Annotated in this window: 11 protein-coding genes; 4 read left to right on the top strand and 7 right to left on the bottom strand. The window is 51.1% G+C overall.

Annotated features, from left to right (window positions below; all coding sequences use genetic code 11):
* Window positions 1–154: 154 nt before the first annotated feature.
* A complete protein-coding gene (repC, locus tag PsWM33_RS08015; RefSeq protein WP_063299831.1) occupies window positions 155–1522 on the top strand; it encodes a plasmid replication protein RepC in 1368 nt (455 codons plus the stop codon).
* 50 nt (window positions 1523–1572) lie between these two features.
* Window positions 1573–2100 (top strand): GNAT family N-acetyltransferase, encoded by a 528-nt coding sequence (locus PsWM33_RS08020; protein ID WP_063299832.1) that lies wholly within the window; start codon window positions 1573–1575, stop codon window positions 2098–2100.
* A 50-nt stretch (window positions 2101–2150) separates the two neighbouring features.
* On the opposite strand, the gene PsWM33_RS08025 is transcribed toward PsWM33_RS08020, so the two are convergent.
* Entirely contained in the window at window positions 2151–2519 is a 369-nt protein-coding gene (locus PsWM33_RS08025) for a hypothetical protein (protein WP_206598989.1), read from the bottom strand.
* A 284-nt stretch (window positions 2520–2803) separates the two neighbouring features.
* Between PsWM33_RS08025 and PsWM33_RS08030 the strand changes: the two genes are divergently transcribed.
* Together PsWM33_RS08030 and PsWM33_RS08035 are read left to right on the top strand one after the other, a co-directional pair.
* A complete protein-coding gene (locus PsWM33_RS08030) occupies window positions 2804–3883 on the top strand; it encodes a bifunctional transcriptional activator/DNA repair enzyme AdaA (protein WP_063299833.1) in 1080 nt (359 codons plus the stop codon).
* Window positions 3870–4634, top strand: coding sequence for an isocitrate lyase/PEP mutase family protein (locus tag PsWM33_RS08035; protein ID WP_063299834.1), 765 nt, complete (start codon window positions 3870–3872; stop codon window positions 4632–4634). The genes PsWM33_RS08030 and PsWM33_RS08035 overlap by 14 nt, the downstream gene beginning before the upstream one ends.
* Before the next feature lie 49 nt (window positions 4635–4683).
* On the opposite strand, the gene PsWM33_RS08040 is transcribed toward PsWM33_RS08035, so the two are convergent.
* From PsWM33_RS08040 to PsWM33_RS08065, 6 genes are all read right to left on the bottom strand, one after another.
* Entirely contained in the window at window positions 4684–5064 is a 381-nt protein-coding gene (locus PsWM33_RS08040) for an LTXXQ motif family protein (RefSeq protein WP_057462934.1), read from the bottom strand.
* Between the two features lie 259 nt (window positions 5065–5323).
* A complete protein-coding gene (locus PsWM33_RS08045) occupies window positions 5324–5662 on the bottom strand; it encodes a hypothetical protein (RefSeq protein ID WP_063299835.1) in 339 nt (112 codons plus the stop codon).
* A 308-nt stretch (window positions 5663–5970) separates the two neighbouring features.
* The gene (locus PsWM33_RS08050; protein WP_063299836.1) at window positions 5971–6984 is read right to left on the bottom strand and encodes a glutathione S-transferase family protein; all 1014 of its coding nucleotides are present in this window, start codon (window positions 6982–6984) and stop codon (window positions 5971–5973) included.
* A gap of 61 nt (window positions 6985–7045) precedes the next feature.
* Window positions 7046–7960, bottom strand: a complete 915-nt coding sequence (locus PsWM33_RS08055) for an alpha/beta fold hydrolase (protein WP_063299837.1) — start codon at window positions 7958–7960, stop codon at window positions 7046–7048.
* Between the two features lie 130 nt (window positions 7961–8090).
* Window positions 8091–12839, bottom strand: coding sequence for an Ig-like domain-containing protein (locus PsWM33_RS08060; protein WP_063299838.1), 4749 nt, complete (start codon window positions 12837–12839; stop codon window positions 8091–8093).
* A gap of 36 nt (window positions 12840–12875) precedes the next feature.
* On the bottom strand, window positions 12876–13721 hold the full coding sequence (locus PsWM33_RS08065; protein WP_063299839.1) for a hypothetical protein: 846 nt from the start codon (window positions 13719–13721) through the stop codon (window positions 12876–12878).
* Window positions 13722–13768: the final 47 nt, after the last annotated feature.

Genomic DNA, 13768 nt, shown 5'->3' on the forward strand with positions numbered 1-13768 from the left:
AGACGCGGTACGAATCAACCCTTCACCAAGGTGTTGAAGCGTCTTTCTGCATGCTAATCGCCAGTTTGTCCCGTTTATCCTCAGTTTGGGGAGGATGTTTTGCGTCCTGACCCATGAGAACACCTACTAGACTTAGTAGGTGAACGGTGTAGCTATGCAATCTGTTGGTTCAGTGGCGTCGTTCAGAAAACTGACGCCGGCAATGGTTGCCAGTCAAAAACTGGCGATGGCCAATGACATTGTGAAGACGACAAAATCAGAGGTCGCAATGGCTTTGAAGAAGGCCGCGCCTGCTTTGGGAATTGATGGGACCACTTATCATATTCTCGATATTCTGATTGGCCTGACGGCTGCAGAGGACTGGTCGCAGGATCGCCGTCCGCTTGTCGCAATTTCCAATGAAAAACTTGCTGAGTATGTCAGCCGCTCCTCTCGTACTGTCGTGCGCTCGTTACGCAGGCTGGTGGAAGCTGGTGTTCTTGCTTACAAAGACAGCCCAACGGGGCGTCGTTATATCTACCGCGCGGGTGAAGATCGTCAGATTGAGCGTGGCTATGGGCTGGATTTCTCTCCGGCACGTCAACGTCTGACTGAACTGAAGCAGATTGGTGCTGAGTTTGCAGCCCGTCTTGCCCAGGAAAAGGAAGCCAAGCGTACAATAAGCCGGCTTTCAAGAGCTATGGCAGACCTGTTCCGTCTTGCCAGCCTTGAGGAACTGGAAGTCTCAGAGATCGCATCCGCATTCGATGAGCTGATGGACCAGCCAATGGGTGTTGTTGACCGCGCTGAGGCATTGACCATGCTTCATGAGCTTTTAGTAGCTCGCTTTGATATGAGCGAAACACCAACAGAAAAGGGTGATGCTCATGTTGCTGAACATGATGTTTTTTTTGATACAAACTCAGAAATGTCATGCGCAGAGGACAATAATGTCACCCCATATAATAATACAACCTCTCAAGACTCTTGGAAAAAAAGTAAGCAACAGCGGAACGCGTCTAACGACGCATCCATAAATACAAACAAATCAGGTTACACCCGATTTGAAATGGCTCCTGAAAAGGAACCAAAAAGCGAAACTCGTGCCACAAGCCAAAAGCTGAGCAAAGCTGAAAGTCTGAACTGGTCAGAACATGTTGATCCTCATGAAAGCGATCAGTTCTCCCCTCTCCTGTCTGAGGTTTCCCTTGGGTTGATCAGTTCAGCAACTGCAGAAACTCAAGCTGCAATTGGGCTCGATCTTTCCAGCTGGAGCAGTTTGATTGACGCGTCCGACGACATGCGTTTGCTGATTGGCCTCTCTCAAAAAGGCTGGTTTGATGCGAGAAAACGGGTTGGCGATTATACGGCTTCTGCGGTTTTGATCACCACGGTTGAGAAAGCCCTGCGCGATCCGGAAAGCATCGCGCGACCAGCTGGATATTTCCGCGCTTGTGTTGACCGGGCAATTGATGGAAAGCTGGCCTTGCACCGCACGTTGTTTGGTCTGGCCGCCTCCGGGTCCTCTGTTGCAGATAACTAGCGCTGAGTTGGGTGGTTTGCCCTTAGCAATTAGAATTGGATGTAAAACTCATGGCTCATGGATCAGCTACAACGCAAATGCCTCTGATCACGTTGTTTCAGGAGGACGACAAACAGGAGCTGCGTGATTTTCTGGCGTCGGCCTGGACACAGGCCCATGAGGATGAGTTGGGCACTGAGCTGACCAAACAATTGGTTGCAAGGCTGGAAAGCGAAGATCTGGGCGGCGTTGTTCCTGGAGAATATGGGTATCTATACCTTGCCAAGAGCGAGCAGAAGATCGTCGGGTCTTTGGCCTGTGCCCTTCGCGGCGAAGTGGTCTTTATCTGGGCGTGTTATCTGGCCTGCGACTTTCAGCGCAAAGGGTTGGGCCGGGCACTGATGAAACAAGCTGTCTCCGAGTTCCCCGAGGATAAAGTCGCCGGAATCTATGTGCTTGAAGGGAACGAGGAAGCCAAGCAATTTTACCAAAAACTTGGCTTCCTTGATTGCGGTGAGACAGAGTTTGAAGTCATTGCCGACACCTACACCCCTGCCCGCGTTATGCAAGTTCGCATTGCAAACCTGAACTTGGGTTGATCTCTGATTCTATTGGAGAAAGCGGCAAGCAGATGCCGCTTTCTTTAATGTTAAGTGACTGGCTGGATATCCGCCGCACCCTTACAGTTCTTGCTTATCATTGTGCTGCGAATTGCTTCTCTCTGCCCTTTCAAAGAAGCAATCTGTGGGGCTATATTGTCGCCAGATAGGCTTGAAACTGGAAGGCCAATCAACACTACACCGACGATGTCGTTTGTACGGGCATTGTTTTGTTGCTCAGCAGCTGAGGTGTACGCGCGGTCAATGTTCTGAAGCTCGCTTCGAAGAGCCTTACATGATCTGCCTTCATAAAAGCTTGTTGAGGTGTAAGCTGGAGCGATGCTCTCTGGTTTTTTTGCGCATGCTGTAATGATAAGCGCGAGCGAAAGAGCCAATAGGCCAGAAGATATCTTTTTCAAAGGTGTATTCCATTTTTGATTTACAACTCTGGATACACATTTCTTTTGTGTTGCTCAATATTAGCTCCGCTCGTTTATTGGCTTATTTGGTGGCTCCTTTGCAACAATCTGGTGATTGGTGTTTTGATAGAAAATCGGTACTGCATAATTTCTGCATGCGGCGCTTTGCTCTATGCTGCTATTGATTAGCTTCAATCGGATGCTGAGGTAACATGAAAGCAGATGTCCTTAATAGACGCCCGAAAACCGTGCGCATTTGGGGGCAACTGGATCTATAAGAAACTATGCTTTTTGAACTTCCAGATAACAAAGTGCTTTATCAGGCGCTGATAGATCGAAATCCGGACTTTGATGGTCGGGCTTATGTTGGTGTGCGCTCAACCGGAGTGTTTTGTCGCCTCACCTGCCCCGCCCGTAAGCCAAAGTTTGAGAATTGTTGTTTCTTTGAGACCATTTCCGAATGCTTTGAAGCTGGGTTCCGCCCTTGCAAACGCTGCCATCCGGTGGGCACGTCTGCCGAGAACGATGAAGTTGTGACCCGGTTGCTGTGTGAGTTTGAAGCCAAACCGCACCATAAATGGTCCGAGTCCGATATTGCGAAACTTGGGTTAGATCCTTCCACTGTTCGCCGCAGCTTCAAGCGCCAGTTCGGGATTACGTTTCTGGAAATGGCCCGTCTTTCTCGTTTGCGTGATGGATTTGAGACGCTTTCCGACGGTGGCAAGGTGGTTGATGCGCAGTTGGCCTCGGGCTTCTCGTCTCCAGATGCTTTCCGGCAGGCCTTTGCCCGGTTGCTGGGATGTAAACCGGCAGAGTTGAAAGGCGATGGTCTGCTCAAGGCGGATTGGTTTGATACTCCACTCGGCGCGATGATTGCCGTGAGCGATGACCGAGCGCTCCATCTGCTGGAGTTTGCTGACCGAAAAGCCCTGCCTGCAGAACTTGCCCGATTGCGCAAGCAGGTAAAGGGAGATCTTGGCCTTGGCCGGACTACACCGACTGATCAGATCTCGTTAGAACTGCGCGAATTCTTTGAGGGCAAGCGACTGGATTTTGATGTGCCTTTGGTGATGCATGGCACGGAGTTTACCAAGGATGTCTGGCGCGAACTGCGCCGAATTCCAATTGGGGCCACCAAAAGCTACAGCCAGCTAGCCAGGCAGATGGGAAAGCCCAGTTCCACCCGCGCCGTTGCCCGCGCCAATGGAGCAAACCAGATAGCCATTGTTATTCCGTGCCACCGCGTGGTTGGGATGGACGGAGGCCTCACCGGATATGGCGGCGGTCTCTGGCGAAAACAGAAATTGATTGACGTTGAATTGAAAATAGCAAGATCGAAAGGCCTTATTGATGTCTCAGGCTGATAAAGCAAAACAGTTCGCCGCTCTGCATAAAAAAGGTGAGCCTATCGTCCTCTACAACATATGGGATGCAGGCACTGCTCAGGCCGCCACAAAGGCAGGTGCCAAGGCCGTTGCAACGGGAAGTGCATCTGTCGCTGCGGCGCATGGATATGGTGATGGCGAAGAAATTCCGCTTTCCCTAGTCGAAATTATAGCAAGCCGCATTGCGGAAAGCGTGGATGTCCCCTTCTCTCTCGATTTTGAAGGCGCCTATGCAGATAGCCCTGCGGATGTGAAGGAAAATGCAACTCGAATCATCAAAACGGGTGCTGTTGGCGTCAATTTTGAGGATCAGAAGGTCCACGGCTCCGGCCTTTACTCGGTCGATGAGCAATGTGCGCGGATTGCAGCCTTTCGGGATGCCGCAGATGAAGCAGGCATTCCGTTTTTCATCAATGCGAGAACTGATCTGTTTTTGCAGGAACCAGATGCAAGCAAACATGCTGCCTTGGTTGAAGAAGTTGTGCTGCGTGGACAGCGCTATGCCGAAGCTGGCGCCAGCGGGTTCTTCATTCCGGCCTTAACGGATCCTGATCTGATCGCTCAGATTTGTGAGGCGGTGCCACTGCCTGTGAATGCTTACATGATGAAGGGCATGCCTGAAATCGCTAAGCTTGGAACGCTTGGCGTCTCGCGGGTGAGCTTTGGGCCGGGACCTTATCGGGAAGCAATGGTTGATCTGAAGCGGAAAGTTGAAACCATACTTGGTTGATATGAGAGGGGAGCATATGCTCCCCTTCCCTTTTTGTAGGCGCGCTGTCTTATTTGCCTTCTTTGAATTTCTTTCTCATTTTATCGCGCATTTCCTGCTGCATCGCGCTGAACTTTTCCATCTGCTCTGCGCTGAGAACCTGAGCCATCTGCTCATTCATCTTTTCTCTGGACGCTTGCATTGGACCACGAACTTCGCGCAGTTGTGAGAGGGTTGGCTTCTTGCCACGCTCAATGCCAGCATCTTTCAGGATCGCGCGGCGCTCTTCCATGGATTGCTTCATGATTGGGCGGACTTTTTCTTTCTGCTCATCCGTCAGCTGTAGCTTTTCAGCCATCATTTCCAAACGTTGACCCTTGCCAGGATCCGCCTGGGCGATGAGAGGTGTTGCAAAGAGGAGAGACAGGGAGAGAGCGATTGCCTTGAACATGGGGGCTCCTTTTTTTTTGTAAGTCGACAGCTCATGAAGACAGTGCGTGGACGCAGCGTTAAGTGCAATCCAAATAGTGTAAGAGAACGTCTTCGTTCTGATCCTTGTGACAGGTCGTTACACTTTCACTAACCCATTAAAATTATTGGGAAATATTCTATTCAGGTTATCTCGCATTTTCATAAAGATATGCCCGCCTCGGTTAGGAGGCGGGCACCGTTGCCAGCATTGGGATTTAAGGCAACCTTAAAGGTGAAGCTTAGTCAAAAAGATCCTGACGAGCTTCGGTTCTGCGAATGACACGGCGCGCGGTTGCTCTGTCCTGACGGCGGTCCCATGCTTTGGGGGCGACAGCGACCGGGGCCGGAGTGACAACTGTTGTGGTTGGGGCTGGTACAACAACTGCAGCAGGCGCCGCATTCATTCGGCAGATCTGGAGTGGATTGCGTCCGGAGTCATAAATGGCAACGCATCCGGTCAATGAGTTTGTCTGAATAATCGTCTTGGTGCCGTTGCTGTCGTAAAAAGTCAAAGCATCGGCGAAAGCTGCGCCAGAAAGAGTAATGAGAGCGGCGCTTGCGATTGCAATTCTTTTCATTCTGATCTCCGGTGGTTCGGTCGTCCAACATGTCTGTTTGGGGTAAAGACACTGTTTGATTGCGTTGAAGGGACTATCGGGGATCAGTTGAAAGAGAGCAATTTGAGTTTTGTAATCGGCTGTCGCTCATCTTGAACTCTGACAAACTCGGTTACAATTTGGGCAGATAAGCCGCGTTGATGGATACATTTTGATGCACACCATCGCAGTTTTCTGCCGATTTTGGGGAAAAGTAACGCACAAGCAGGTGAGTTTGGCAGGGCGTGGATGACTTGGCAGCTGCCAACAATTGCTGCCAAGTCAGATTTTTAAGAGGCGGGCTGTACCAGTGAGACGTCGAGGATCTCTGTCCCTCCAATGAGGAACTCGCTGAGTGTTTCGCGGTGCTCAGGCGTCAGCTTCTCCCACTCATCTCGCAGGCGGTCGAGGCACTTCTTCTGGTATTTGAAGATGTCTTGGGTAAAGAAACCTTCTGGCAGATCTGCAGTAAAGGACGCTTCCCCTTTGTCGATGGCTTTGGAGTTCGCTAACAGGAACGGTAGATAAGTATCGCCTGCCATCTTAAGAAGCTCTTTGACTGCCGGAGTAAGCTCGGTGATCCAGTCACCGTCAAAACCGGAGGCGTCATCTATGTGGTCAAGCCAGCGGAAGACGAAAGGGAACTCCTTTTGCAACATGGCAGACGGGGTTGGGTCGTCTTTAAGTTGGTAGAGCTGCCCGAAGAGAGCCACATCTGCCAATGAGGCCATATCGCCAAACAGGAAATGCTGCTTGGACAAAACCGCTTGTTCTAAAATAGAGAGCATACGCTTGGTTGACGCTTCAATGATCGGCGCTGTTTCCGGTGTGCATCCAACCTTCGGCATGCGGCTGATCTGGCGGGCACCAAACTGCTGACCCATTGCCTTGATGGTTTTTTCATCCAGACCAAGACAAGCGTCGTAAAGCAACCAGTTCGGCACGATCTTTCGGTCTTCCTCATAAAACCACCGATAATGGAACATGGCTTTCACAAGCCACTCGTCTGCCATGTCCTCAATCAGGTAACACGCGAACCGTATCAGTGGATCGTCGGGAACAAGCGACCTCCCCTCCCCTTTTGCCTCCAAGTCCAGAAGCAGCGGAGTGGAATCGTTCACCCACGTCTCATCCGGATACTTGACGACAGGGATGACTGGAATCTTCACGTGCTTGGTTGGGCTGTTCGGTCCCATAGGTGCGCAGAGCTTCCATGCGTGTGGAATGCGTTTAGCTCGGAACGCTGCACGAACCTTCATTGAGTATGGTGAGCCCAACGCGCCGTGTATTTCAAAATTCCCCATATTCCCCTCCCCTGACTTGGCAGGTTCTGAACTCCCTCAGGTCCACTGCCAAACTTGATGTTTACATGTCGTTCAAGATCGCTCCGCCACCCTGCCACCGGATCTCCTCTCCCCTCTCCATCTGAGCCATCATGTTCAAAATGGCGGCTGGGTTTTCCATTGGCAGGAAGTGAGTGTGATCAGGAACGTAAATGTCTTTTGCATTGGGCATGTTCTCTGCCAACAGCTCCCAGGTGGGCGATGGTGAGAAATCATGCAAGGGTTCATCCGGTTGCCGGCGACGTGCGCGTACAATTGTCGTTGGCATAGTCACAGCATCCAGAAGCGGATAAATGTGGTCTCCGTAACAAGTGCGATAAACCTCGGCTTCAGCATCTGGTGGACAAGCGAGTTGGTATCCTTCGCCCTGCTCTGAAGCGACTAATCCGTGATCGCAGTAATCCTGCAAAATTTCAGGCAGCCAGCTGTTGTATGGTTTGCGGGTTTTGAACCGCTCGTACATTTCACTTACATCCGCCCATTGGTTTCGGCGCCGGGCAACCGGATGGTCCTGATCTGCAATTTGCTTGAAGAACGGAAGCAGCGGTTTTGGAAACACGACTGGATCCAACAGAAGAATGTTTTTGTAGAGCTCAGGAAACTTGGCAGCTGCCAAGATAGACAAATGACCTCCGCAAGAATGGCCGACACCGAATACTTGATTGAGCCCGAGTTGCTCGACCACTGCGAATAAGTCGTCTCCCAGATCAGTCCAGAGTTTCGGCAAGGCAGCATTGTCGCTTTGGCCATGACTGCGCATATCCCATGCGAGGACATGGCGACCGGGAAAATGCTTGATGATGTAATCCCAGACGCGACCATGAAATCCTGTGGCATGGAGAAGCAAGAATGTAGGACCTTCGCCCGCCCATTCGTGAAGACAGATCTTATGATCTCCCGCATGGACGAACTTCTGAATGGGGGTATCTGAACGCATGGAATTTCCTCTGCAGCAATGTCAGAAGAAGTGTAGTCATACCGTATGGGAGAACAAGCTCTACCAAAGCAGAATAGTGATTTTATTTCGAAATTCTTGACTTGGCAGCTGCCAAGTTTGGTAAGATTGCCTAGGACATAGGGAATGCATTTTCGATTGGGAGCTCGACCTCCGGCATATAGCCTTTTACGTCAACGCTTAAGGTGGCACCAACTGCGTCCGCGTTTTGGAAGTCTAATGTGGTGACGGTTTCCCATGTCTGGTCATCATCGCGTGCGTCCAAATCGACTTGCACGGCATATTGACCGTCTTGATTTTCCACGATTCGGACGTATTGGTTAGTGAAATTATAGTATTGGTTGGTTCCACCTTCGCCGTAGTCGTCGAGCAGTTTGGAGAGGTCCAAGATATCTCTGTCTCCTCCGGCAGAGGTTTTCAGCTGGAAGTCTGTGATGTGATCTGCTGCTCCATCGAGTTGCTCGAAGAAGAAGATATCATTGCCTTCGCCGCCTGTGAGTTCGTCGGTTCCAGCTCCGGCAGTCAGTTGGTCGTTGCCTTCAAAACCATTGATCACATCATCTTCATCGGTGCTTTTCAGAATATCGTTGCCGGTTGTCCCGTCGATCTGGTTCCTTGGATCGGTGGCACCGTCATCTGGATTGGGGTGAACTCGAATACTGGTAATGGACGGGTTGGAGTTCCCATCCTCGGAGTGAACAACGACTGAGAGGCTACGCGCCTGCAAGCTTTCAGATGTGGTTGTAAAGGTGATTGAGTTCAACAAATTCTGATAGGTGGAAGCATCGGCTACTCCAGAGAACGTGAGTGTCATAACTCCGCTGCCGTTGTCTTCCAGCTGGCTGGAGATGCCATCGACATCCAAGAAGTTGAGATGATCACCAGCCTGCGCATTGAAGAGTTTGAGTGTCAGGCCCGAAATCTCATCTTGCACTCCGTCGATCTTGGCAGACTTGGCAATTGCCAAGTCGTCATCTCCAAGCTGAAAGGATGCTTCAAAGTGTTGCTGTTCCAGTGGCTCTGGCTGGACTATTGAAACCGTTAGCTCCTCAATTCTCAATGTGTCTGCGGCAGTGAGATCCGCTGGTGCAACCAAACGGATCGTTGTCGCAGATGAGATGTAATCGCTTAGATCAAGTTTGATCGACTGAGACTGAGTGTGACCGATCAGACTGGAAATCTCGCCAATCTGGTGGACGGACCCATCGGCCAACAGGGCTTCAATGTAGAATGATTTCGCCGGGTCGTTCAACGCGAACTCTGCTGCGTATGTGAGTTGGATTGAGGCACTTTGGGCGCCTGTCAGATCAAACGTCTTGCTGATACAGGCGAGATTGTCGTCTCCCTCTGAAGATGAACCGGATCGATCTGAGAGAACCAATTCGCCAGTGTCGGCGTCAATGTAGATATCTGAGGAACCATCACTGGCGGCTTTGGCTTCTCCGTCATCTCCACTTTCTACCCAAGGCGTGGATTGAATTTGGCCCATTAGCTCAGAAGAATACAATGTTTCATCGAAAGTCCAGCTGACTTGGTAACTGCCAGGTTCTCGGGTGTGAAGGAAAATGGTGGGCGGTGCAGCGGGCGGATTCGTGCCTTCGGTGACTTCAATGCGGAACTGTTGAGCAGCCTCCGCGCCAGAACTATCTTTCGCGACTACAGTGATCTCATAGATGTTGTCACCGTCCAGATCCATGGGCGTTTCGAAGGATACATCTTCTTTCCAACTTACCTGGCCGGTCTGTTCGTCGATGTTGAAACGGGCCTTGTCAGACCCTTCGAGAAAAAAATGGAGAGGGTCTCCATCTGCATCTGAAGCATTTGCCGTGAACACAGTATCGGGACCATCAGCCTCGACACTCATGTGAAGCGGCGTATCCTGGCCGACGCCGGAAAAGATCGGTGCGTCGTTTTCCGGTGACAGCTCGATAGAAACAGTGACAGTATCACTGCGCTCTCCATCCGTATCCTCAATGTAGTAACTGAAGCTGTCTGAGCCATTGGCGTTGGGGTGACCCGTGTAGCTAAACGTGTTGTCCAGGTTCTGAGAGAGGTGGCCCTTGGCAGGTGCCAAGACGATGCGAACAGTGAAGCCTTCACTGCTGAGAGTATCATTGCCTAACAGGTCCAACACAAGTGGTGTATCTTCCGTACCAGAAAACTGATCAGGGGACGCCGATGACATTCCATCCGAGATGCTGAAGGTGAAGTCCAGAGGGATCGTGTCTCCGTCACCGTCAGAAGCCACTGCTGAAAACGACAGTGAAACCTCGCTTGCAGATGTGTGGTCAATCGGTGTGAAGAACTCGACCTCGTAGCTCCCTGATCCGGTGGGATCCAGTTTGATCGTGAAAAAGAGCGTGCCATCCTGCGTCTTTGCGCTGAGTTGATTGCCCGTACCTTCAATGGAGTAATAGACCTGAGCACCGTTGACAGTGAAGGGAGCAAGGCTGCCGCTCATGCTGGAGGAGAAGGTGAGCATCGTTGCAGACTGTGTGTCAGCGCCCCAATGAACGTTCAGATCACCGCTTTGAACGATTGAGGTTTCATCGTTCATACGCGCTTCGAAGAGAGCATTTTCTGAAAGGCTAAGTGCTTCAGGTGCGGAACTGAGGGCGGGCGTGCTGTCTGCAATCGTGATTTGCAGCTGACCATTAACGCTGTCGCCATCAGCATCACTTGCAACATAATGCAGTTGAAACCGCTCAATGCCTTGAGCATGGTTCAATGGAGCATGCTGATCGACAGAATACGCGCCACTGCTGGAATTCAGCGTCGCGGTGAAAATTGCCGTCGTATTTTGGAAAAGCGTCAGTTTCTCGCCATTCAAATCCCAACTGAAGCCAGAAGGGAGAGCGGACTGTGTCCATGAAACCTGCCCTCCATCTACACCAGTTGAGACGGGGAGTACACCGGTTATGGCATGAGTATCCTCAGCAAGGGCATGTGTTGACTCTTTTGAAGCGAATGCGTCGTCACTTAAGCTGAGGTGGACCGGTTCCCCGACTTCCGGATTGTCGTCTTTGATCGACACCTGAAAGTGGCCCGCAGCGGTATCGCCATCTCCATCCGTAATCACATAGGGAAGGCTGATTGTTTGCTGGTCTACCCCATTTTGGTGTTGCAAAGGATTATGCTGCTGAACAGTGTAAGCGCCTTTGCTCTCTGTAAACTGAGCGGTGAGAATGAGCGTATCGCCTTGAAGAACGCTGAGCTGTTGCCCCTCGATGATGTAGATCAGCCCTTCGGGATCATCAGGTAATTGCCAGCTGATCGTGGCAGTGTCTGCTCCAGCTGAATGAGGCAGGTACTCAGAGGAATAGCTCAGCTCGGTTTGGGTACTCAACTGGCTTTCGTCAAAGCTGATCTGGTTGAGTGGAAATGCTTTCGGCGCATCATCCAGTGAAGAGACCAGAAGCTTGCCTTCTGTCGTCTGGCCTTGTGTGTTGGTTGCGCTGAAGCTGAGATTGAAGACGGCTTCCGCATCAGCTCCATGATTGATCGCGCTGTGTTGCGTGACGCTATAGGTGCCTGTTGCTGAGTTGAGCGTGACTGACAAAACAACTTTGTTGCCTTGCAAGATCAGGAGTGCTTGCCCTTCCTGATGAAAGCTGAACCCTTCCACCGGAGATGCTGTGTTCCAGGATAAGACGACAGGACCTTGCGATGCATTGATAGGCAAGTCTCCTGCGGCTGTGGCTTCAGCGGGATTGCCTTCTGACCCTCCTGGAAGTACGGCTTCTGAAACTGTAGCCGTCAGATTCCATTCCGCCGGCATCGGGTCATCTTCAACGCGGATGTCCAGATGAGAAACAAGAGTGTCTCCATCTGCATCTTTTGCAATGAAACGGAAGCTCATTAAAAGATCCAGCGCACTGCCCGTGTGATCCAACGGTGCAAACTGCTCATAGCTGTAGGCACCGTTTGGTGTATTCGGGTCCAGCGTGACCTTTAAAACAAGTGTTCCATCACCTTTCAAACCCTTCAATATGTGTTGGCCTTGCGGTCCAAACTCAGATTGAAAAAGAACCCGCGCACCGCCACAGGTAATATCGAGCGGATCACCTGAGCGGCCGAGTGGGCGTCCGGCTGCATCAAGTGTAAAGAGCAGTGCGCGGGAGTTGGTTCCATCCACGCCGAAATCAAGAGCGAGACTATCGCTGACTGAAATACTGTTGGATGTGCGAAAGGATGCTTCCTGAACAGAATGGACAGGAAGATCACTTGCCCGGGTAACTGTGCTGTTTGGTTGAACGTATAGATCAGAGACAGACAACTGCGGAACGACGATGTTCTCTGATTGTGTGTTAAGAGCGCTTACAAGTGGAACAGCCTGATAGTTATCCTGCGTGTTTTCAGAAAGCTGATCAGACTGCGTAAGACTGTTCAGCTTTTCAAGCGCTGGTTCGTGGTGAACTGGCTGCAAACTTGTTTTAGATATGGGCTGCCAATTGGTTTCATCTGAGGACTTGTCAGCATCCTCCGTTTCTTTCTGGGCAGGGGAGGGGAGGTCAACTTGAAAGCTGCCAAGTCTTGGGGCCGTTTCGACTTCAACGGCCTTCAGAAACTGGCTCTGTGTTGTGAGCGGACCAGATGGCATCAAAATGAAGAATTCATTGGCAGGTCCACCAAAGAACTGTTCAATGACAACAATCTGCCCATTCCCATCCAAAATATGAAGCTCGTCTCCATCACGGATAAGTTTTGCTGTGCCGATGGTTTTGGAGAGGTCAACAATCTGGCCCTGCTCCCGTACCATCAAGATTGGAGTTCGGGAGGGCGCCAGCGGCTCGGCAAGCAGAATTGGTGGTGGTGCGGACTGAGAAGGCGCAGTCGCGGGCGTTGCGGTCAGGTTCGTCATGGCTGCGTCTCCTCTTTCTTTCGGTTTACTCTGTGCTTATTTGACGTGCTGGCGTGCCAGATGCTTCCTGCGGGCGAGTTTTTTCTTTTCAAGCAGCCGGGGGGAAAGCCCCAGATGCAACAGTATGTCTGACTGTCTGGTTCTCGCCTGAAAATGCAGGCGTACGAGGTCAGCTTCAGAGACCGCCAGCTTCAGGTCTGCTTTTTGCAGATCATTGAGGGCACTCAGAAGCTCTGTAAACAATGCCGGATCAACCAGATTGGCCGCGCGGGCCTGATGATAGGCACGTGCCCGCCGAGCCGCGTTAAATTGCAGCTGTTTGTGCTGGTCAACGGCCCGCTGAAAACGCTTCTCAGTTCTGCGATTGTCTCTGGTGAGCGTGGACCCGCTGAAGAGAGACGGACCGAGGGAAGACTGCAGATTTGATGCTCTCTCTCCAGTCAGCTCAACGTATTTTGTATGCGCAGAAGTAAGATGTCTTTTCGCTAAAATATTCAATTTATTCAGTGTGTTAAGGGAGCTCTCGGATACTTTCCCAACAAGCTCGATAGCCTCAGGAACATGGACGCCTTCAGTATCTGTTAGCGTTGCGACAAATGCCTTCAACTCACTCTCAGATTTGCTGTAAATCTCAAGAGTTCGGGTGTTCAGGTGAAGGGCCAGATAGGCCTCAAGAACGCTCAGGCAAAGGTCATTCTTCTCTTGCTCTGATGCCTTGATCCAACTCCCACCAGTTTCAGCTGAGGTGAAGAGGAAGCTATCTTCTACTGCGTCGCGAAACGTGGTTGCGCCGCTGGATGTGACCATGAAGGACGCAACCATCATGCTGGCAAATTGGTAAAACCAACCTTGTTTGAAACACAAATTTTGCCACTGTTTCATGACGCCCCCTCAAGGCGCCCAATCCACCCTCCGGCAGCACCTCTCCT

Source organism: Pseudovibrio sp. WM33, assembly GCF_001623165.1.
Classification (GTDB): Bacteria; Pseudomonadota; Alphaproteobacteria; order Rhizobiales; family Stappiaceae; genus Pseudovibrio.